Below are 19,809 nucleotides of genomic sequence, written 5' to 3'. Positions count from 1 at the left end.
ATGACGGGGAAGTGGAAGGCCATGTGGCACTCGTCGCCGCCGGAGGCGTAGTCGCCGAAGTAGTCGACGACGTCCTCGGGCCACTGGTTGGCCTCCGCGAGGATGACCGTGTCCGGATAGGCGGCGTCGATCTCCTTGCGGACCCGCTTGAGGAACTCGTGCGTCGCCGGGAGGTTCTCGCAGTTGGTCCCTTCGGCCGCGTAGAGATACGGGACGGCGTCGAGGCGGAAGCCGTCGATGCCGAGATCGAGCCAGAAGCGGAGAGCGGCGAGGATCTCCTCCTGCACGGCCGGGTTCTCGTAGTTGAGGTCGGGCTGGTGGGAGAAGAAGCGGTGGAAGAAGTACTGCTTGCGGACGGGGTCGTAGGTCCAGTTGGACACTTCGGTGTCGACGAAGATGATGCGGGCGTCGGCGTACTGTTTGTCGTCGTCGGCCCACATGTAGTAGTCGCCGTAGGGGCCGTCGGGGTCCTTGCGGGATTCCTGGAACCACGGGTGCTGGTCGCTGGTGTGGTTCATGACGAAGTCGATGATGACGCGCATGCCGCGTTGGTGGGCGGCGTCGACGAACTCGACGAAGTCGGCGAGGTCTCCGAACTCGGGGAGGACGGAGGTGTAGTCGGAGACGTCGTAGCCGCCGTCCCTGAGGGGCGACTTGAAGAAGGGCGGGAGCCAGAGGCAGTCGACGCCGAGCCATTGCAGGTAGTCGAGCTTGGCGGTGATGCCCTTGAGGTCGCCGACGCCGTCGCCGTTGCTGTCCTGGAAGGAGCGGACGAGGACCTCGTAGAAGACCGCGCGTTTGAACCAGTCGGGGTCGCGGTCCTTGGCGGGAGTGTCCTCGAACGTGTCCGGGACAGGGGAGTTGACGGTCATGACGCTGCGGAGCCTCCGATCTGCGCTGCGGGGCACCGGACGTGGAGCACATGGGCCGGCGTCCGGCCGGGCTCCAGGCGCACGTAGTTGTCACGGCTCCAGGCGTAGGTGTCACCGGTGAGTTCGTCCTGCACGGTCAGTGAGGCGCCGTGCTCCAGGCCGAGTTGCGGCAGGTCCAGCGAGACCGTGGCTTCCTGGGTGTGGTGCGGGTCGAGGTTGGCCACGACGAGCACCGTGTCCGTCCCCTCGCGCTTGCTGTACGCGATGACCGAGTCGTTGTCGGTCCCGTGGAAGCGGAGGTTCCTGAGCCGGTGCAGCGCGGTATGGCGCCGCCGGATCTCGTTGAGGCGGGTGATCAGCGGGGCGATGGTGCGGCCCTCGCGTTCGGCGGCCTCCCAGTCGCGGGGCTTGAGCTGGTACTTCTCCGAGTCGAGGTACTCCTCGCTGCCCTCGCGCAGCGGGGTGTTCTCGCACAGTTCATAGCCGCTGTACACGCCCCAGGACGGCGACAGCGTCGCGGCCAGGACCGCGCGGACCTCGAAGGCGGGCCGGCCGCCGTGCTGGAGGTAGGCGTGCAGGATGTCGGGGGTGTTGGGGAAGAAGTTCGGCCGCATGTAGGAGGCCGCCTCCCCCGACAGCTCCGTCAGGTACTGCGTCAGCTCCTGCTTGGAGTTGCGCCAGGTGAAGTACGTGTACGACTGCTGGAAACCGATCTGCGCCAGCGTGTGCATCATCGCCGGCCGCGTGAACGCCTCCGCCAGGAAGATCACATCCGGGTCCCGGCGGTTGACCTCGCCGATCACCCGCTCCCAGAACACCACCGGCTTGGTGTGCGGATTGTCCACCCGGAAGATCCGCACCCCCGAAGCCATCCAGTGCCGCAGCACCCGCACCGTCTCCTTCACCAGACCGTCCATGTCCGCGTCGAAGGCGATGGGATAGATGTCCTGGTACTTCTTCGGCGGGTTCTCCGCGTACGCGATCGTCCCGTCCGGCCGGTGATGGAACCACTCCGGATGCTTGTGCACCCACGGATGATCCGGCGAACACTGCAACGCGAAGTCCAGCGCCACCTCGAGCCCCAGCTCCCCGGCCCGCTGGACGAACCAGGCGAAGTCCTCCAGCGTCCCCAGCTGCGGATCCACCGCGTCATGGCCGCCCTCCGGCGACCCGATCGCCCACGGCACCCCCACATCCTCCGCGTCCGGCGTCAGCGTGTTGTTGCGGCCCTTGCGAAACGTCGTCCCGATCGGATGCACCGGCGGCAGATACACCACGTCGAACCCCATCGCCGCGATCGCCGGCAACCGCCGCGCCGCCGAACGGAACGTCCCGTGCGGCCGCTCCGCCGTCCCCTCCGACCGCGGGAAGAACTCGTACCACGACCCGTACAACGCCCGCTCCCGCTCCACCAGCAGCGGCATCGCGGGTCCGGCGGTGACGAACTCCCGGAACGGGTGGCGGTCGAGGGCCTCCCGCACCGCGGGCGCGAGCGCCGCCGCGTACCGCTCGGAGGCCGGCAGCGAGTCGTCGAGCAGCGTCCGCGCGGCCTCACGCACCACGGTGCGCGCCGGCCCGCGCGGCACCCGGCCCGCGGCCCGCTCGAGCAGGCGGCCGCCCTCCTCCAGGACCAGACCCGTGTCGATCCCGGCCGGGATCTTGATCTCGGCCTGGTGCCGCCAGGTGGCGACCGGATCGCTCCACGCCTCCACCGTGTACGTCCAGCGGCCCGCCACGTCCAGCGTCACGTCGGCGCCCCAGCGGTCCGTGCCCGGGGCGAGTTCGCGCATCGGGGTCCACGGTCCGCGGCTGCCGTCGGGCCCCTTGAGGACCACGTTGGCGCCGATGGCGTCATGGCCCTCGCGAAAGACCGTCGCGGTGATCGGGAACGTCTCCCCGCACACGGACTTGGCCGGCCTGCTGCCGCAATCCACGCGCGGATGGACGTCCCGCACCGGGATACGGCCGATCGCTCTGGTGGACCTCACGCTGTACCTCCAGCAACTGGGAAGGCGACCGAACACGGCGTCCGTCGCCCGTCGTTCACTGCCCGCGCAGGCGCGGACGCTGACTGCTAACGCTCGGCGGCCACACGCGGTACCGGCCGGGTCGCCGCGAGGCGCGCGACACCGCTCGTCCGGCGGGACGCGTTGCGCCGCACGCGGGTCTCCACGGCACCCCGCAGGTACTGCTCGGCGGCGTCCGCGGCCTCCCGGGCGCAACGTTTGCCCATCAGCACGCACAGGGTGTATCCGCAGTCCTCGAACGAGGAGCGCACCGCGACGTCCCCGGGGCTCGCGAGCATGGCCCGCTCCCAGGCGCGGTAACCGCGCAGACATCTGGCCACTTCGGTCCTGGCTGGTAGCAGCATGGCGCAGGTCACCTTCCGGGAGTGCGAGAGGTACGTCGCCCCGCCGACGAGCGGGGTCGGCCTTCAGGGGTCCTCGCACCATGCCCGTCCGGGGCGCTCACAGTGCAAGGACCCCTTGGGGCCCCTGCCTCCCACGAGCGGCAAGGACCCCGAGCAGAGGTGCGGAACCGTCAAACCTCCCGAGGCCTTCACTTATGGTGCACGGCTCGCCACCCAACGTCCTGTTGGATCTTGGTCGTGGTGTGCTCGTGTTGCACGAATGGCGTAGCGGCCCCACTGTGGTTGTGACTCAGGAGCGATCGACGCTCACGCTTCGTGTTCGGGGCCCGGCCGTGCGGCCGGGAGGAGCGGGAGCCTCGCCGGTGAGGAGCCAACGACGATGAAGACCGCAGTGCCCTGCTACTACCACCTCGACGTGGACGTGAGTCCGGAGCGGGTCGGACAGGTCAGGCGCATCCTGGCCGCCCACCTCCGGCACTGGGATCTGGAGAGCCTCGTCGAGCCCGTCTGCCGCGGAACGGAGATGCTGCTGAACGCGATCGACGAGCACGCCACGGACAAGCGCACCTCGATCGAGATGTGGTGGAACCGCCAGCATCTGATCACCGCCGTCGGCGGCGGCGACCGCGATCTGCGCCCCGACCAGGACCTGCGCGCCTGCCTGGAGCACATCGCCGCCACCAGCGACGGCTGGGGCGGCTGCGCCACCGCCGCCGGCAGCACGGTCATCTGGTTCTCGCAGCGCGCCCGCGCCGGGGAACGCGTCCCGCTGGTGCCGACCCGGCCCGTCCCGAGGCTCCGCGAGATGCTCAAGGTGCCCCGCCTGCTGCCCGTGACGTCCCTGGCCGCCTCCGCCGGCGGGACGGCCGACGTCGTGGAGGTCTCCCGGTGACCTCACGGACCGACCGGAGCGCAGGGGTGCCCGTCTGGAGCGGGCACCCCTACCCGTTGGGCGCGCACTTCGACGGGGAGGGCGTCAACTTCGCCCTGTTCAGCGAGGTCGCGCAGCACGTCGACCTGGTCCTCGTCGACGACGGGGGAGGCGCCCGCACCGTGCCGCTCAGCGAGGTCGACGGCTTCGTGTGGCACGCCTACCTGCCCGGGGTGCGCCCCGGGCAGCGCTACGGCTACCGCGTGCACGGGCCGTGGGCCCCGGCAGCCGGACACCGCTGCAACCCGGCCAAGCTGCTCCTCGACCCCTACGCGCGCGCCGTCGACGGCCAGATCGACAACCACGCCTCGCTCTTCGAACGCGCCGGCGACCGGCCCGACCCCCAGGACAGCGCCGGGCACACCCTGCTCGGCGTGGTCACCGACCCCGCCTTCGACTGGGGCGACGACCGGCCGCCCAGCCGCTCCTACGCCGACACGGTGATCTACGAGGCCCATGTGCGCGGGCTGACCCGCACCCACCCCGACGTCCCGCCGGAGCTGCGCGGCACCTACGCGGGTCTCGCGCACCCGGCGGTGACCGGGCACCTCACCTCGCTCGGCGTGACCGCCGTCGAGCTGATGCCGGTCCACCAGTACGTGCAGGACGGCGTCCTCACCGACCGGGGCCTGTCCAACTACTGGGGCTACAACACCATCGGCTTCTTCGCCCCGCACAACGCCTACGCCGCGCACGGCACCCGGGGCGGGCAGGTCGCCGAGTTCAAGGCGATGGTCAAGGCGCTGCACGCGGCCGGGCTCGAAGTGATCCTCGACGTGGTCTACAACCACACCGCCGAGGGCAACGAGAACGGCCCCACGCTCTCCTTCCGGGGCATCGACAACGCCTCCTACTACCGCCTGGTGGACGGCGACTTCGGGCACTACTACGACACCACCGGCACCGGCAACAGCCTGCTGATGCGGCACCCCTACGTCCTCCAGCTGATCATGGACTCGCTGCGGTACTGGGTGACCGAGATGCACGTCGACGGCTTCCGCTTCGACCTCGCGGCCACCCTGGCCCGGCAGTTCCACGAGGTGTCACGGCTGTCGGCGTTCTTCGACCTCATCCAGCAGGACCCGGTGATCAGCCGCGTCAAGCTGATCGCCGAGCCGTGGGACGTCGGCGAGGGCGGCTACCAGGTGGGCAACTTCCCGCCCCTGTGGTCGGAGTGGAACGGCCGCTACCGCGACGCGGTGCGCGACTTCTGGCGGGCCGAGCCCGGCTCCCTGGGCGAGTTCGCCTCCCGCCTCGCCGGCTCATCCGACCTGTACGCGCACCACCGGCGCCGGCCGCGCGCCAGCGTCAACTTCGTCACCGCGCACGACGGTTTCACCCTGCGCGACCTCGTCTCGTACAACGACAAGCACAACGAGGCCAACGGCGAGGACGACCGGGACGGCGAGAGCGTCAACCGGTCCTGGAACTGCGGGGCCGAGGGCGACACCGACGACCCCGCAGTGCTGGAGCTGCGCGCCCGCCAGCAGCGCAACCTCATCGCCACACTGCTGCTGTCGCAGGGCATCCCCATGCTGTGCCACGGCGACGAGCTCGGCCGCACCCAGCGCGGCAACAACAACGCCTACTGCCAGGACAACGAGGTCTCCTGGATCGACTGGCGGCTGACGGCACAGCAGCGCGAGCTGACCGACTTCACCCGCCACCTCGTCGCCCTGCGCGCCGCCCACCCGGTGCTGCGCCGGCGCCGCTTCTTCCGCGGCGAGACCGTCACCCACGCCGGGCAGCCGCTGCCCGACCTGGTGTGGCTGCTGCCGGACGCCCGTGAGATGACCGACGACAACTGGCGACGCCCCGACGCCCACTGCGTCGGCGTCTTCCTCAACGGCGACGCCATCGCCGAACCCGACGCGCGGGGCCGGCCCGTCGTCGACGACTCCTTCCTGCTGCTGCTCAACAGCTACTGGGAGCCCGTCGTCTTCCACCTGCCCGGCGCCGAGTACGCGGAGCGCTGGACGGTGTGCGTCGACACGGTGACCCCGCCCGGCGGCCTGGACGAGACGGAGCACAAGGCGGGCGCCGAGGTGACGGTGGAGTCCCGCAGCCTCCTGGTGCTGACCCGGCCGCCCCGCCGCGCGGGGTGACCGGGCCGGGCGCGGGTCAGCGCTCGCGGTGGGAGGTGACCGTGAACTGGGCGCCGTCCGGGTCCCGCAGGACCGCCTCGTCGGCGGTCTCCGCCAGGACGCTGCCGCCGTGCTTCTCCGCGGTGCGGGCGCACGCCGAGACGTCCGCGACGGCGAAGTGGACCTGCCAGTGCGGGCGGATCGTCGGATCGGGGGCGGCCTCCAGCGCGCCGGACTCGATACGGGCCACGATGTCGCCCCGGCTGCGCAGCACCACCTCGCCGCCCTCGTAGTGCACCTCGCAGCAGCCGGGCTGGTCCGTCGCCCAGTCGAGGATCTCGCCGTAGAACATCGCCGAGTCGAAGGCGTCCCGGGTGTGCAGCCGGATGAAGGCGGGGGAGGCCTGCCGCCAGGCCTCCCAGTTGCCCATCAGGGACCCTTCCCAGACGCCGAAGGTCGCGCCCTCCCGGTCGGCCAGCAGCGCCGCCCGGCCCGGGGGCAGCGAGATCGGCCCCACGGCCGCCGTGCCGCCGCGCTCCCGCGCCCGGGCCGCCGCCACGTCCGCGCTGGGCACGGCGAAGTACGGCGTCCAGGCCACTGCCATCTGCCACATCGCGGCGACGGCGGCGACGCCCGCGACCGGCACCCCGTCGACCAGCGCCGTACGGAAGTGCTCGCCCAGGGAGCCGCGGCGCCACTCCCAGCCGAGGACGGCGCCGTAGAAGTCCTGGGTGGCCGCCAGGTCGCGGCTGGTCAGGCTCACCCAGCAGGGCGCGCCGAAGACGGAGTGCGTGGAGACGACCTCCGTCGGACCGGGGTCAGATGTCGGGTGATCGTTCATGGCACTCGCGTTCCTGATCTGTCGGCTGCGACCGGCTCTCCCCCCAGTGTCCGGCCCGATGCCCATAAGGCGCCCGCCGAGCGGCCCGGCGGCAAGGGGAGGGTGCCACGAGTACCGCGGGGACCCGCCCGCGAAACTGACCCGTCGGAGTGACGGCGACGCCCGCCCCCGCGTCGGGGGCGGGCGTCCGGGAAGGCCTTCGCGCGGGCCGCTCACCGCGCGTCGGCGACGACCTCCTCGCGCAGCCGGGCGAAGCAGCCGCTCAGCAGCCGTGAGACGTGCATCTGCGAGATGCCCAGCTCCTCCGCGATGCTGCTCTGCGTCATGCCGCCGAAGAACCGCAGGTACAGGATGGTCCGCTCGCGCTCGGGGAGCGCCCGCAGACTGGGGGCCACGGCCACCCGGTCGACGACCGTGTCGTAGCCGGGGTCGGGGTCGCCGAGGGCGTCCTCCAGGGCGTACCCGTCGGTGCCGGGCATCTCCGCCTCCAGGGACAGCGCGGTAAAGCACTCCAGCGCCTCCATGCCGGTGCGCACCTCGTCCTCGGTGAGCTGCGCGTACTCGGCGATCTCGGGGACCGTCGGCGGCCGTCCGGGGGTCGTCTGCGACAGGTCCTTGACGGCGTGCCGTACCCGGTTGCGCAGGTCCTGGACCCGGCGCGGCACGTGCAGCGTCCACATGTGATCACGGAAGTGGCGCTTGATCTCGCCCGTGATCGTCGGCACCGCGTACGCCTCGAAGGCGCGGCCGCGGTCGGGGTCGTAGTGGTCGACGGCCTTGACCAGCCCGAGGGCGGCCACCTGGTAGAGGTCCTCCAGCGCCTCGCCGCGGCCGCGGAAGCGGACGGCGATCCGCTCGGCCATGGGGAGCCAGAGCCGGACCAGCTCGTCACGCAGCGATCGGCGTTCGGGGCCGTCGGGCAGACCGGCGAGACGGGCGAAGGACTCGGTGGTGTCGGGGGCGTCGTCGTGGGGGTGCTGCCTGGTTCTGACGGTGGAACGCATCGCGCGTGCCTCCCTCAGGGGTGCCGGGGGATGGACGGACACCGTGGGAAGCGCGCGAACCGGGCGGAGAACATCCGCGGCGGCCCGCGCGGCGGGATCCCACGGACGTGCCTCCTGTCCGAAGCACTTCCTGCTGATTCCCGCTGCAGGTGTTATGAAACGATTCTGCCCTATTTGTCCAGATCATTCTTGGCGTGTCCTGTACGCGATCTTGAGACCGGCTCGGATTCAGGGCACCTGGTCCGGGAGACGGAGGCCCGGCTCGGGGGCCGGCGGCGACGGCGGGCGGAACTTCGCCGGCCGCCATGTCGCCCGACTGGACGCCGCCGACCGGGAGGCGCTGCGCGCTGCGCGGGCTTCTCTTCGGCACGCCCGCGCATCTCGCGCTCGACTTCACGGTGCCGGTCGTCGCCGCCTCCGCCCTCCTGGGCCGGGTGACCCGCTTGTCCCGCCCGCCGACGTGATGTGCGGCACGCCCGGGTGACTGCCTCCGACGGCCCGTCGGGTAATCATGCCTGCGCAGCGCTTGATCGACGATCAAATGGGGTGAACCGCCTGGCCACAGCGCATTCCGCGCATTTGACAGTGCGCTGAGCGCACGGATAGGAAGCAGCCCGTAGAAGTCGAGAGGTGGACTGTGTACGAGCCGAACGTGGTCGAGGACTGGCAGGAGTACGACGAGCATGCCGGTCTGCGGGTCCGCGTCCACCGACTGGAGCGGGCGGAGCCGCCGCGGGGGCGCGACGACGCGGCGGAGGGGCTGACGTACTTCCGCCTCCGGGTGACCGTGGAGAACCGCGCGGAACGCAGCTTCGGCGTCCATCTGGAGGACGGGCAGATCGACGTGCGGCTCGGCGCCGACGGCGAGAGCGCCTTCATCGACTGGCGCAACTCGCAGTTCATCGAGGGCTTCGACGTCTACCCGCTGCGCCGGGCCACCGCCGTGCTCTACGCCGCCGGACCGGAGGCCGCGCTCGGCCAGGTCGACGTCCAGATCCAGCTGCGGGTGGACGAGGAGTGGGCCGGACGCCGGATGTGGGTGGGCGGCGTGGGCCTGCACGAGGGCGCCGCCGGCGCCACGGCGGGCGCCGGCCGGGACAGCCTGGCCCGCCAGGTCAGCAACTTCCTGCGGGACCAGGCCGAGGAGGGCACCGCCTGAGCCGTCCGGGGCGCAGGGGTCCTTTCAGAAGGGCCCCTCAGTGCGGGATGCCGTCGATGATCTCGCGGGCGCCCTGGCGCAGCAGCGCCACCGCCACCGAGGTGCCGAGCGTGGCCGCGTCGAGCCGGCCCGCCCACTCGTGGGCGTTCAGCCGGATCTTGCCGTCCGGGGTGAACACACAGGCCCGCAGGGACAGTTCACCGCTGCGGTCCACCCGTGCGAACCCGGCGATGGGGCTGTTGCAGTGGCCCTGGAGCACATGCAGGAACATCCGCTCGGCTGTGGCCTCCCGGTGGGTGGCCGGATCGCCGAGCCCGCTGACGACGTCGATGAGGTCGGCGTCGTCCTGACGGCACTGCAGGGCGAGGATGCCCGCGCCGATCGGCGGCATCATCGCCTCAGGCGACAGCACCTCGCTGATCACGTCCCGCCGCTCGATGCGCTCCAGCCCGGACACCGCGAGCAGCAGCGCGTCGGCCTCGCCCGCTGCCAGCTTCTCCAGCCGCCGGTTGGCGTTGCCGCGGAACGGCACGCACCGCAGCTGCGGATGGGTGGCGGCCAGCTGGGCGATCCGCCGCACGGATGAGGTGCCGACCCGGGTCCCCGGCGGGAGCTCGTCCAGCGTGAGCCCGCCCGGGTGGACGAGGGCGTCGCGGATGTCGTCCCGCTTCAGGAACGCGGCGAACACCGTGCCCGCGGGCAGCGGCCGGTCCGCCGGGACGTCCTTGACGCAGTGCACCGCGAGATCCGCCTCGCCGGCCAGCAGCGCCGCGTCCACCTCCTTGGTGAACGCGCCCTTGCCCTCGACCTGCGACAGGTCCCCCATCCACTTGTCGCCGGTGGTCTTCACGGGGACGACCTCGGTGCGCACACCGGGCCGCAGGGCGGACAGTTCGACGCGGACCCGCTCCACCTGGGCCAGGGCCATGGGCGAGTCACGCGAGACGATACGGATCACTTCCGGGACGGACATGCGGGACACCATAGACCCTCCGGGAGGACGCCGTTCGCCGGACGGGGCGAAGCGGCGCGCAGCCTTGACAAGGGGCCGGGCGCGGTCCGGGGCGTGACCCTCGGGGGCCCCACCCCGGACCGGTTCCGTGCCGACTCCCGGGCGGGGATCAGGCGTTGGGGTTGAAGGTGATCCCGGCCGGCTTCGCCTTCGTCAGGTTGGAGGCGAAACTGCCGTCCTTGATCCCGAAGCTGGCGCTGCCGAAGTCGTACGAGGTCAACTTCTCGCGCACGCCCGCCGGGTAGCCGTTCCAGCCGACCAGGGCCGGGTACTGCCAGGCGCCCTTGTGGTTCTCCGGCGGCTCGTCGCCCGAGTTGCCGAGCCGGAAGCAGTGCGTCCTGATGCCGTCCTTGTGGTAGACGGCCTTCGGGTGGGTGCCCTCGAAACGCACCGAGGACGCGGGGTGCACGGTGAACCCGCCGTGGTTGGAGGTCGAGACGTACTGGACCTTGCCGCTCTGCACCCACACCACGACGTGTTCCCAGTCGTTGCGGTGCCCGCCGATGCCGCTGCCCGCGAGGGCCTGGTCCTTCTCGAAGTACAGGGTGTACATGTACGCGCACCAGCCGTTGTCGCACTTGTAGCGCGAGTAGCTGTTGGTGTTGTCGAGGTCGGAGGCGTCCCGGCAGTCGCCGCTGAGCGAACCGGTCGGCTTCAGGCCGCCGTTGACCGTGCCGTCGGGGCCGATCGCGGGAGTGGGGTAACAGCCGTCCGTGTCGTAGTCGAAGGCGGGCTGGTACGTCAGCTCCGCCGCCTCGGCGTTGCGGGGCAGCGCCCGGGGAGGCGCGGCCCAGGCGAGCGAGGGCACCGCGAGGACGAGCGCCACGGCGCCGGTCAGACCGGTGAGCCATCTCCTGCGGTGGGCTTTGAACGTGGGTGACGCCACTGCGTCCTCCTCCGAATCCGGGCGCAGCCGAACGGCTGTGAGCCAAAAGGACGTTCAGCTTCCACGCTTTTCATGTCCGCGCCAAGAGGGGGAGGCGTATCGGCGGTGAAGACAGGACTGACACCGAGTCACCTGATGCCGTGTCATGCCGGTGTGTCCGGAAGGTCGGCCGCCGACTCCTCGGGCGTCAGGTCGGTCCGCAGCCGCAGCCAGGACGGCTGCCGCAGCAGCCCCGCCCGCGTCCGGGTGCTGAAGCGGACCTCGCCCACCAGACGCGGCACCACCCAGTGCGCGCCGGGCGCCGAGGGGGGCGGGTCGAAGGGGCACGCGTCGGTCGCGGCGGCCCTCAACAGCGCGGCGAGCTCGGCTCGTTCGGCCTCGCTCCAGCCGGTGCCCACGCTGCCGACGTACCGCAGTCCCCGTCCGGCCGCCCGCTGTCCGACGAGGACCGCGCCGGGCAGCCCGGTGAGCCGCCCCTTGCCGGGCTGCCAGCCGCCGACCAGGACGTCGGCGGTACGCATGTTGCGGATCTTGATCCAGGCGCGCGAGCGCACGCCGGGCTCGTACACCGAGTCCAGCCGCTTGCACACCAGCCCCTCCAGCCCGTGCGCACGGGTCGCCTCCAGCGCCTCGCGGCCGTGGCCGACCAGCGCGCTCGGCGTGGACCAGAACGGCCCCTGGAGACCGAGGCGTTCGAGCCTGACCCGGCGCCGCGTGTAGGGCAGCGCGGTCAGGGAGCGGCCCGCCAGGTGCATCACGTCGAACAGCACCAGGTGCACGGGGGCCGTCGCCGCGAGCCGTGCCGCCCTGGCCGGGGCCTGGACCAGCCCCATCCGCTGCTGCAGCAGCTGGAAGTCGGCGCGGCCCTCGTCGTCGAGCGCCAGCACCTCCCCGTCGAGCACGGCGGCCGTGCTGCCCAGCGCGTCGCCCAGCGGGCGCAGCTCCGGGTAGGCGGCCGTGATGTCCTCCCCGGACCGGGCCCGCAGCACCACGCTCCCGTCGCCGGGCAGGTAGATCACCGCCCGCTGACCGTCCTGTTTGGTCTCGTAGGCCCAGCGGGCGTCCTGCGCGACGGGCGGCAGGGCGCCGGGGGTGGCGAGCATGGGGGCGATGAACGGCAGCGTCACGGGTGAGATGTCACCGGGCCCGCGCCCCGGCACGCCCGCGACGTGCGGGGTTCCCCTGAACGGGGGCCGCCGCGCCCGGCGTGGCCCTTCGGCCGGCCCAGGTGCTCCCGCTCACCGCGGAGCCCGGCCGCCCGGCCGCCGAGCCCCGACGCAGGGACCGCTCCCGTCAGGCGAGTTGGGGGAGGGCCCCGCCGCCGGAACGGTCCCTACTGTCGCGTAATATCGCGCGCCAGGCCGTCAGAGGGCGCGCCGGGCCGCCTGAGCGCGTGCCGGGCCGCCGGAGGAGGAACCGTGCCCCGGTCCGAACGCTCACCCCTGCTCCTCGCGGGGCTGCTCGCCACCGCGGGCATCGCGCACCTCGCGGTGCCGCGCCCCTACGACGCGACGATCCCGCGCGCGCTGCCCGGTCCGCCCCGCGCCTGGACCTACGGCAGCGGCGTCGCCGAGCTGGCGCTGGCGGCCGGCCTCGTGGCGCCGAGGACCCGCAAGGCGGCGGCGCTCGCCACGGCGGCGTTCTTCGTCGGCGTGTTCCCCGCCAACGTGAAGATGGCCGTGGACCGACGGCACGGCCGCGCCCCCGTCAAGGCGGCGGCGATCGCCCGGCTGCCCCTCCAGGCGCCCCTCGTGCTGTGGGCCCGCAACGTGGCCCGCCAGGCCGACCGGGCCGCCGCGGCCGGCGGCGCGATCCGTACCGTGTCGACGACGAAGGGACAGCCGTGAGCAAGGCTCCGCAGCCAGGTGACCGCGTGGAGGACTTCGCCCTCCCGGACGAGACGGGGACGGTGCGCTCCCTCACCGACCTGCTCGCCGACGGACCCGTGGTCCTCTTCTTCTACCCCGCCGCTCTCAGCCCCGGCTGCACCGCCGAGGCCTGCCACTTCCGCGATCTCGCCGCCGAGTTCGCCGCCGTGGGGGCCCGGCCCGTCGGCATCAGCGGCGACTCCGTCGACCGCCAGCAGGAGTTCGCCGGCCGCCACACGCTCGGCATGACCCTGCTCTCCGACGCAGACGGCTCGGTGCGCGACCGCTTCGGAGTCAAGCGCGGCTTCTCCCTGGCCCCCACCAAGAGGGCCACCTTCGTCATCGGCCAGGACCGCACCGTCCTGGAGGCCGTCCACAGCGAACTGCGCATGAACACCCACGCCGACCGCGCCCTGGAGGCCTTGCGCGCCCACCGGAACTGAGGCCCCGGCCCCCGGCGGAGCGCGGTCGACGCGGCGGACCGAGGGGACCGTTCTGGACCACATGGAGCAAGTCGCCGCCGTGGCCGTCGTCGATCCCCGGGGCGTCGCGACGGGCCGGAGCGAGGGTGCCCGGCCGCTCACCGGCTGTCCGGCCGACCGAGGCGCCGGGCCCGCCGGCGGCCGAGCTCCTCGCCGACGCCCTGCCCACACGCACCCTCCCGCCGCCGTTCTGAGCGCCCGGCCGGGGTTGGCCGGCCGCCCATGCCGGGCAGGTAGCCGGCGGGCGGCACGCACGGCCGCACCCGACGACGAGCATGGAGCACCTATGAGGACGAAGCCCCCCGTGTCCGAGAGCGGGGCGTGGGAGGAGGCCGCCCGGACGGCCGGGGTGGAGGTGAACCCGGTCGCCGGGCACATCGGCGCGGAGATCACGGGCATCGACCTCGCCGCCGGCCTCGACCACGCGCAGACGAAGGCGATCCGGACCGCGGTGCTGCGCTGGAAGGTCGTGTTCTTCCGCGGACAGAACCTCGACCACGCCGGGCACGTGGCCTTCGCCCGCCGTTTCGGCGAGCCGGTCGTGCTGCCGAAGCGCGGCAGCGCCTCCCCGCCGGACGTGCCCGAGATCGAGACCACCGCCGACCGGCTGGAACTGGGCGGCAGGTTCGGCATGGACCACGAGGAGTGGCTCCGGCGCCGCCGCCACAGCCTGCTGCGCGGCTGGCACTGCGACCACGGCGCCCGCGTCGACCCGCCGGCCGCGACGATCCTGCGTGCCGAGACCGTGCCCCCGTACGGAGGCGACACCACCTGGTCCAACCTGGCCGCCGCCTACGCCGGACTCTCCGCGCCGCTGCGGGAGTTCGCCGACGGCCTGCGCGCCGAGCACCGGCTCGGCGTCGGCTACCAGCCCCGCCCGGGCGACGACGCCTACGTCCGCCACCTGCTTGAGCGCCAGGTGGCCTCGGTGCATCCCCTGGTGCGCGTCCATCCCGAGACCGGTGAGCGCATCCTCTACGTCAACGGCTACTACGTCGAGCAGATCACCGGGCTCTCCCGCCCGGAGAGCGCGGCGATCCTGGAACTGCTCCTCGAACAGGCGACCAGGCCCGAGTACACGGTCCGCTTCCGCTGGGAGCCGGGCAGCGTCGCCTTCTGGGACAACCGCGCCACCATCCACCTCGCCCCCTCCGACAGCGCCCACCTCGGCTTCCCCCGCACGATGCACCGGGTGATGCTCGCCGGGGACGTGCCCGTCGGCGTGGACGGGAAGCCGTCGCGACCGGTCACCGGGACCGAACCGGGCCGCTGGTGAGGCCGGCGCCGCACGGCCGGGGACGGGCGCTCACTTCTGCGCCTCGTCCCCGGCCGTGCGGGGCCGCCAGCCCAGCGCCGGGCCCAGCCGCGTCGCCATGTCGGTGAGGATCTGCACGTAGTCCTCGTGCTCGAAGGTGAACGGCAGCGCGAACGCCACCTCGTCGATCTCGCGGTACGCGGCGTGCGCGTGCAGGCGTTCGGCGATCTCCGCCGAGGGCCCGACCAGGTCCGGCGCGAACAGCAGCCGGGCCGGGCCCTGCGGGGACGTCGTACGGGGGAGCCGCCGGGCGGCGAACTCCTCGTACCTGGCGCGCTGTCCGGGGGTGGCGGAGTCGGTGGGGACGACGACGAGCCCCTGGGAGACGCGGGCCGCCTCCCCGTCCGGGTGGGCCGCGCGGAAGGCGCGCACCTGGGACAGCTGTATGTCGGCGAAGTCCCGTGCGTCGTCCGGGCCTTCGGCTTTCACGACGCTGCTGGTGAGGAGGTTCATGCCGTGCCGGCCCGCCCACTCGGCCGAGTTCAGGCTGCCGCCGCCGTACCAGAGGCGGCGGCCCAGGCCGGGGGAGTGCGGCTCCACCCGCTGCGAGAACACCTCCAAGCCCTCCACGCCGCCGAAGTCGGAGGCCGGTTTGCCGCGCACCAGGTCCAGCAGCCGCCGCACCCGCTCGTAGCCGAAGTCCTCGGCGTCGGCCGTGTCCGGGTAGAGGGCGTGCTTGACCTGGTCGTAGTGCGTCGGCGGGCCGACGCTGACGCCGGGGTTGAGCCGGCCCCCGGACAGGACGTCGACGGTCGCCAGGTCCTCGGCGAGCCGCAGCGGGTTCTCCCAGCCCAGCGGGATCACCGCGGTGCCCAGCTCGATACGGCGGGTGCGCTGCGAGGCGGCCGCGAGGACGGCGACGGGGGAGGAGATGCCGTACTGGAGGTGGCGGTGACGCACCCAGGCGCTGTCGAAGCCGAGCCGTTCGCCCAGCTCGATGATCTCCAGCGTGCTCTCGTGGCCCCGGCGGGGGTCGTCCCCGTCGAACAGACCGATGGTGAGGAAGCCCAGCTTGCGCAGCGGGCGTGGGGTGGGCGGCACGGGCTCCTCCAGCGGGTTCGCGCATCGGTCCTGCCGCCGATTGTCTCAGCCGGACATTGCGGGAGTGTGATCAGTTCAGCGGGATGACGACCTCGTCCTCGACCGGCGGGTGCAGCTCCTGCGCGCGGTTGCCGGTGGCCGCGTGGCAGCGCAGCCGGACGCTCTCGGGGGTGACGTCCAGGCGCAGGAAGCACTTGAAGAACGGCGGGCTGTACGTCGCCGAGCTCGGGGAGAACAGCGAGGTGTAGATCTTGCGCACGGGCAGCCGGAAGCGCGCCGTGCGGTCGGGGCGGCGCCCCGCGCCCAGCAGGCTCGCCACCAGCCGGACCCGCCGGGTGAGCCGGACCGGGCCGCCCGGCGCGCGGGTGGGCGGGATGCCGAGCCGCTCGGCGACCACCGCCGTCGCCTCGGCCTCGGTGAGGGTGAAGAAGCGGGGCAGCCGCAGCCGGCGGCCGTACAGGCGGCTGTAGAAGGCGAGGGAGTCGCCGCGCAGCGGGTAGCAGCGGAAGTCCGACTCGGTGACCCCGCCGACGTCGACGCGCTGGATGGTGTGGGTGGCGTGCATGAACGCGCCGCCGCCGCCCGCGACGACGTACTGAAGGGTGCGGCCGTCCGCCAGACGCACCGGATAGCGCTGGTAGTTGTGGATGTCGCCGCCGATCGCCGCGACGTAGTGGTGGGCGGGGTCGCGCACGATCTCGTCGACCGTGCCGCCGCCCTCGATCGGGCCGGGGTGGTGCTCGCCGTCGACGTAGAGCGGGGAGCCGGTGATCAGGATCTTCGGGCGGGGCCCGCGCGACACCTCCCGCAGCCACGCGCCCTGTTCGGCGTCCACGGTGCCCAGCAGGCCTGTGTCGATGCCGACGATCCGCACCGGGCCGGCGTCGATCGCCCAGTACGGGCCGGGCTGTACGGCCTGCTGGCCGGGCGCGGACCGCAACGCCCGTGCTTCGTCGAGGCGTTGGCCGTCGCCGGGGCGGGGCCGGTGCCACAGCAGTGAGCGCAGCCAGGCCCGGGTGAGGGGCCGGGGTTTCGGCTCGGCGGGCAGGGGCGGGGCGTCGCCGCAGAAGACGCGCATGAACGCGCCGAGGTCCTCGTACCAGTCGTGGTTGCCGGGTATCGCGTAGATCGGCGCGGGGTAGTCCCGGTACGGCCGGAAGAACTTGGCGTCGTAGTCGTCCGTGCTGCCGACGGGGTAGATGACGTCACTGGCCAGCACCGCGAAGCTGGTGTCCTGAGCGACCTTCAGGAAACCGGGCACGACCGCGTACTGGGGGTCGTCGCCCTCGCCGGTGTCACCGATCACCATGAAGGAGAAGCGGTCCGGGTCAGGGCGCCGGATCACCTTGTCGGCCGGCGCCCCGGCCGCCGCCCGCTGTGCCGTCCACCGCCCGCGGGTGCGGCCGGTGGGGTCGCCGAACCAGGACGCGAGCACGCCGTTGCGCGCCGCCCAGAGCATCCTGGGGTCCAGCCACGAGATCTTCTCGACCTCGCCCGGCATGAGTCGCTGGTAAGCGCCGCGTTCGGAACCGCCCCAGCCGGCGCCTTCGGCGGTGTCACGTGAGGAGTTGACCACCGGTGCACCGTAGCAATGATCTACGACCACCCGAAGTGGCCCGCCCGGGAGCCCCGTTCATCGCCCGGCGGGGTCGTCCAGTACCCGGGCGATCAGATCGTGGACGAGGAACTGCCCGGGGGACAGCCGCTCTTTGAGCCGGTGCAGATCGGCGGGGCCGAACCAGTCGCAGGCGGAGTGCTTGTCCCACTCCAGGTTCGGCGCGCTCAAGTCGCCCTCGACCTCGACGAGCCAGTCGGCCTCATGCCGCAGACCGCCGCCGTCGTCGCCGGTCCAGGTGGTGACGCCGAGGAGGCGCCGCACCCGGCGCAGCCGCCACCCGGTCTCTTCCCGCACCTCGCGGGCGAGCGCCTCCAACAGGCCTTCGCCGGGCTCCACATGGCCGCCGACGATGTCCCAGGCACCGGGGAACAAGGCCCGGTCGGGGGCGCGTCGCTGGGCGAAGGCCCGGCCCCGCTCGTCCAGGATCACTGCGCCGACGGTCCACAGCTCACCCGCGGCGGGGGCGGGGATCTCCACGCCGGGGTCGACCACGACGTGATCACCGGTCTCGGGCATGGGCGACAGCCTAGACGTGACGGACAGCGAGCGTGGCAGGCACCGAGGGATATCCCTTGAAGCGGCGAGGCGTGGATGACATGGACTCGACAAGTCTGTCATTCTCCCAGCGGCAGCCCCACCCACCGACGCCCCCCACGGGCCGGCGTCCCGCACCCGGATCACCTCCGGGTGCGGGACGCCGCCGGCGCACCCGTGCCGGGCAACGCTCAGAACGTGCGGTCGAGCAGATCCAGCAGCGCCGCCCAATGGCGTTCCGCACCCTCCTCGCTGTAGGCGGCGGTGTCGGCCTGGGTGAAGCCGTGCCGGGCGCCCTCGTACACCTCGCACCGGTGCCGTACGCCGGCCTCGGTCAGCGCCTGCTCCAGGCGCTCGATCTGCTCCGGCGGCAGCGAGGGATCGTCGTCGGCGTGGCCGAAGTACAGCTCGGCGGTGACCTTGCCGGCCACCAGGTGCGGGCTGTCCGGCTGGTCGGTGGCGAGCCGCCCGCCGTGGAAACCGGCCGCCGCGGCGACCCGGTCGGGACGGTGTCCCGCGGTCAGCAGCGCGAGGCGGGCCCCCATGCAGTACCCCGTCAGCGCGACCGGTCCGTCCGAGACGAGCGGGCTCTGCGCCAGCCACCCCAGACAGGCGTCCGCGTCCCGCATCGCCCGCTCGTCGGTCAGCTCCCGCAGGACCGGACCGAGCTTCTCGAAGATCTCCGGACGCGCGGACGGATCGATGAACTCGGGCAACTCGACCACGGGGGCGCGGCCCTGACGGTAGAACAGGTTGGGGACCAGCACCGTGTGACCGGCCCCGGCGATCCGGTCGGCCATCGCCCTCAGGTGCGGGCGCAGACCGAAGGCGTCCTGGTACAGCAGCACGCCGGGGCGGGGCGCCCCGTCGGCGGGGTGGGCGAGATAGGCGTCCGCGACGCCGTCCTCGGTCGGGACGTCCACCGAGGATCCCAGTACAGGGGTCATGTGCAGGCGCGCCTCTCTGTGTGGTGCGGGCCGGGCGGCGGCCGCCTCCGAAAGGGGTCCCGGGGGCGGCCCGCGCCTATCGTTGCACGCACCATCCATGTGCCCGGAGGGGCCCCCGCGGCGCACACCGACCTTTTACCCAGGTCACACCCAGCGCGCGCCCGCCCTCACTCGAAGCGCGAGGCGTCGCCCGCTCCGTGCCGGATGATCTCCGCCTCGCCGCCGGAGAAGTCGATGACCGTCGTCGGCTCCGTGCCGCAGTCCCCGGAGTCCAGCACCGCGTCCACCACATGGTCGAGCCGGTCCTTGATCTCCCAGCCCTGCGTCATCGGCTCCTCCTCGCCCGGCAGCAGCAGGGTGCTCGACAGCAGCGGTTCACCGAGCTCCGCGAGCAGCGCCTGGGTGACCACGTGATCGGGGATGCGCACGCCCACCGTCTTCTTCTTCGGATGCTGGAGCATCCGCGGCACCTCCTTCGTCGCCGGCAGGATGAAGGTGTAACTGCCCGGCGTCGAGGCCTTGATGGCGCGGAACACGTCCTTGTCCACCCGCACGAACTGGCCGAGCTGCGCGAAGTCCTGGCACACGAGGGTGAAGTGGTGCCGGTCGTCCAGCTCACGGATGGTGCGGATCCGGTCCACCCCGTCCCGGCTGCCGATGCGGCAGCCCAGCGCGTAGCAGGAGTCCGTCGGGTACGCGATGAGGGCGTCCGCCCGGATGGCGGCCGCGACCTGACCGATGGTGCGCGGCTGCGGGTTGTCGGGGTGCACGTCGTAGTACTTGGCCATTGTCCGAGCTTATGCCGTGCCGGCGGAAGCCCACGCCCCGGAGTCCTGGCTCGGAC

20 protein-coding genes are annotated in these 19,809 nt (G+C 72.5%); 7 read left to right on the top strand and 13 right to left on the bottom strand.

Annotation, left to right across the window (positions count from 1 at the left end):
• From ACFYXA_RS28895 to ACFYXA_RS28885, 3 genes are all read right to left on the bottom strand, one after another.
• On the bottom strand, positions 1 to 872 hold an 872-nt coding region (locus ACFYXA_RS28895; RefSeq protein WP_389038249.1), incomplete at its 3' end, for an alpha-amylase family glycosyl hydrolase.
• Positions 869 to 2,860 carry an alpha-1,4-glucan--maltose-1-phosphate maltosyltransferase gene (locus ACFYXA_RS28890; RefSeq protein ID WP_389038246.1) on the bottom strand — a complete coding sequence of 664 codons (1,992 nt, stop codon included), beginning with the start codon at positions 2,858 to 2,860 and terminating at the stop codon, positions 869 to 871. The genes ACFYXA_RS28890 and ACFYXA_RS28895, both read right to left, overlap by 4 nt.
• An 86-nt stretch (positions 2,861 to 2,946) precedes the next feature.
• A complete protein-coding gene (locus ACFYXA_RS28885) occupies positions 2,947 to 3,243 on the bottom strand; it encodes a DUF5133 domain-containing protein (protein ID WP_352250867.1) in 297 nt (98 codons plus the stop codon).
• 379 nt (positions 3,244 to 3,622) lie between these two features.
• On the opposite strand from ACFYXA_RS28885, the gene ACFYXA_RS28880 reads away from it, so the two are divergent.
• Positions 3,623 to 4,135, top strand: coding sequence for a pep a2 (locus tag ACFYXA_RS28880; RefSeq protein ID WP_351099356.1), 513 nt, complete (start codon positions 3,623 to 3,625; stop codon positions 4,133 to 4,135).
• A complete protein-coding gene (gene glgX / locus ACFYXA_RS28875) occupies positions 4,132 to 6,279 on the top strand; it encodes a glycogen debranching protein GlgX (protein ID WP_389038241.1) in 2,148 nt (715 codons plus the stop codon). Before ACFYXA_RS28880 ends, glgX begins: the two co-directional genes overlap by 4 nt.
• Positions 6,280 to 6,295: 16 nt before the next feature.
• Here glgX and ACFYXA_RS28870 read toward each other — a convergent pair whose 3' ends face one another.
• Positions 6,296 to 7,099, bottom strand: coding sequence for a VOC family protein (locus ACFYXA_RS28870; protein ID WP_389038238.1), 804 nt, complete (start codon positions 7,097 to 7,099; stop codon positions 6,296 to 6,298).
• Between the two features lie 212 nt (positions 7,100 to 7,311).
• Positions 7,312 to 8,103 carry a SigB/SigF/SigG family RNA polymerase sigma factor gene (locus tag ACFYXA_RS28865; RefSeq protein WP_389038235.1) on the bottom strand — a complete coding sequence of 264 codons (792 nt, stop codon included), beginning with the start codon at positions 8,101 to 8,103 and terminating at the stop codon, positions 7,312 to 7,314.
• 305 nt (positions 8,104 to 8,408) lie between these two features.
• Here ACFYXA_RS28865 and ACFYXA_RS28860 point away from each other — a divergent pair, with 305 nt between their 5' ends.
• Positions 8,409 to 8,567, top strand: coding sequence for a hypothetical protein (locus ACFYXA_RS28860; RefSeq protein ID WP_389038232.1), 159 nt, complete (start codon positions 8,409 to 8,411; stop codon positions 8,565 to 8,567).
• A gap of 173 nt (positions 8,568 to 8,740) precedes the next feature.
• Positions 8,741 to 9,262, top strand: coding sequence for a hypothetical protein (locus tag ACFYXA_RS28855; protein ID WP_356681262.1), 522 nt, complete (start codon positions 8,741 to 8,743; stop codon positions 9,260 to 9,262).
• Positions 9,263 to 9,299: 37 nt separating this feature from the next.
• On the opposite strand, the gene hemC is transcribed toward ACFYXA_RS28855, so the two are convergent.
• From hemC to ligD, 3 genes are all read right to left on the bottom strand, one after another.
• On the bottom strand, positions 9,300 to 10,235 hold the full coding sequence (gene hemC, locus ACFYXA_RS28850) for a hydroxymethylbilane synthase (RefSeq protein ID WP_389038228.1): 936 nt from the start codon (positions 10,233 to 10,235) through the stop codon (positions 9,300 to 9,302).
• A 148-nt stretch (positions 10,236 to 10,383) separates the two neighbouring features.
• Positions 10,384 to 11,160 carry an NPP1 family protein gene (locus ACFYXA_RS28845; protein ID WP_352250853.1) on the bottom strand — a complete coding sequence of 259 codons (777 nt, stop codon included), beginning with the start codon at positions 11,158 to 11,160 and terminating at the stop codon, positions 10,384 to 10,386.
• Positions 11,161 to 11,303: 143 nt separating this feature from the next.
• A complete protein-coding gene (gene ligD / locus ACFYXA_RS28840) occupies positions 11,304 to 12,263 on the bottom strand; it encodes a non-homologous end-joining DNA ligase (protein WP_389038287.1) in 960 nt (319 codons plus the stop codon).
• A gap of 315 nt (positions 12,264 to 12,578) precedes the next feature.
• Here ligD and ACFYXA_RS28835 point away from each other — a divergent pair, with 315 nt between their 5' ends.
• From ACFYXA_RS28835 to ACFYXA_RS28825, 3 genes are all read left to right on the top strand, one after another.
• A complete protein-coding gene (locus tag ACFYXA_RS28835; protein ID WP_352250851.1) occupies positions 12,579 to 13,007 on the top strand; it encodes a hypothetical protein in 429 nt (142 codons plus the stop codon).
• On the top strand, positions 13,004 to 13,471 hold the full coding sequence (locus ACFYXA_RS28830; protein WP_389038223.1) for a peroxiredoxin: 468 nt from the start codon (positions 13,004 to 13,006) through the stop codon (positions 13,469 to 13,471). Before ACFYXA_RS28835 ends, ACFYXA_RS28830 begins: the two co-directional genes overlap by 4 nt.
• 325 nt (positions 13,472 to 13,796) lie before the next feature.
• Positions 13,797 to 14,786, top strand: coding sequence for a TauD/TfdA dioxygenase family protein (locus ACFYXA_RS28825; RefSeq protein ID WP_389038220.1), 990 nt, complete (start codon positions 13,797 to 13,799; stop codon positions 14,784 to 14,786).
• A 30-nt stretch (positions 14,787 to 14,816) separates the two neighbouring features.
• On the opposite strand, the gene ACFYXA_RS28820 is transcribed toward ACFYXA_RS28825, so the two are convergent.
• The 5 genes from ACFYXA_RS28820 to ACFYXA_RS28800 all read right to left on the bottom strand — a co-directional run bounded on the left by ACFYXA_RS28820 (position 14,817) and on the right by ACFYXA_RS28800 (position 19,753).
• Positions 14,817 to 15,866: an LLM class flavin-dependent oxidoreductase gene (locus ACFYXA_RS28820; protein WP_389038217.1), complete on the bottom strand. Its 1,050-nt coding sequence runs from the start codon at positions 15,864 to 15,866 to the stop codon at positions 14,817 to 14,819.
• Positions 15,867 to 15,936: 70 nt separating this feature from the next.
• Positions 15,937 to 17,442 (bottom strand): metallophosphoesterase family protein, encoded by a 1,506-nt coding sequence (locus ACFYXA_RS28815; RefSeq protein ID WP_389038215.1) that lies wholly within the window; start codon positions 17,440 to 17,442, stop codon positions 15,937 to 15,939.
• A gap of 57 nt (positions 17,443 to 17,499) precedes the next feature.
• The gene (locus ACFYXA_RS28810) at positions 17,500 to 18,000 is read right to left on the bottom strand and encodes an NUDIX hydrolase (protein ID WP_389038212.1); all 501 of its coding nucleotides are present in this window, start codon (positions 17,998 to 18,000) and stop codon (positions 17,500 to 17,502) included.
• Between the two features lie 209 nt (positions 18,001 to 18,209).
• Entirely contained in the window at positions 18,210 to 18,965 is a 756-nt protein-coding gene (locus ACFYXA_RS28805; protein WP_389038209.1) for a dienelactone hydrolase family protein, read from the bottom strand.
• Between the two features lie 167 nt (positions 18,966 to 19,132).
• Positions 19,133 to 19,753, bottom strand: coding sequence for an L-threonylcarbamoyladenylate synthase (locus ACFYXA_RS28800; protein ID WP_352250835.1), 621 nt, complete (start codon positions 19,751 to 19,753; stop codon positions 19,133 to 19,135).
• Positions 19,754 to 19,809: the final 56 nt, after the last annotated feature.

This window comes from Streptomyces sp. NPDC002566 (assembly GCF_042889585.1).
Taxonomy (GTDB): domain Bacteria; phylum Actinomycetota; class Actinomycetes; order Streptomycetales; family Streptomycetaceae; genus Streptomyces.
Note: the sequence above shows the minus strand (reverse complement) of the source record. Positions and strands in the feature narration are given on the sequence as shown.

Coding starts and splice junctions, on each gene's coding strand:
- ACFYXA_RS28865 (WP_389038235.1), bottom strand. CDS start 8,103: ATGCGTTCCACCGTCAGAACCAGGCAGCACCCCCACGACGACGCCCCC.
- ACFYXA_RS28880 (WP_351099356.1), top strand. CDS start 3,623: ATGAAGACCGCAGTGCCCTGCTACTACCACCTCGACGTGGACGTGAGT.
- ACFYXA_RS28825 (WP_389038220.1), top strand. CDS start 13,797: ATGAGGACGAAGCCCCCCGTGTCCGAGAGCGGGGCGTGGGAGGAGGCC.
- hemC (WP_389038228.1), bottom strand. CDS start 10,235: ATGTCCGTCCCGGAAGTGATCCGTATCGTCTCGCGTGACTCGCCCATG.
- ACFYXA_RS28860 (WP_389038232.1), top strand. CDS start 8,409: ATGTCGCCCGACTGGACGCCGCCGACCGGGAGGCGCTGCGCGCTGCGC.
- ACFYXA_RS28805 (WP_389038209.1), bottom strand. CDS start 18,965: ATGACCCCTGTACTGGGATCCTCGGTGGACGTCCCGACCGAGGACGGC.
- ACFYXA_RS28885 (WP_352250867.1), bottom strand. CDS start 3,243: ATGCTGCTACCAGCCAGGACCGAAGTGGCCAGATGTCTGCGCGGTTAC.
- ACFYXA_RS28810 (WP_389038212.1), bottom strand. CDS start 18,000: ATGCCCGAGACCGGTGATCACGTCGTGGTCGACCCCGGCGTGGAGATC.
- ACFYXA_RS28870 (WP_389038238.1), bottom strand. CDS start 7,099: ATGAACGATCACCCGACATCTGACCCCGGTCCGACGGAGGTCGTCTCC.
- ACFYXA_RS28800 (WP_352250835.1), bottom strand. CDS start 19,753: ATGGCCAAGTACTACGACGTGCACCCCGACAACCCGCAGCCGCGCACC.
- ligD (WP_389038287.1), bottom strand. CDS start 12,263: ATGCTCGCCACCCCCGGCGCCCTGCCGCCCGTCGCGCAGGACGCCCGC.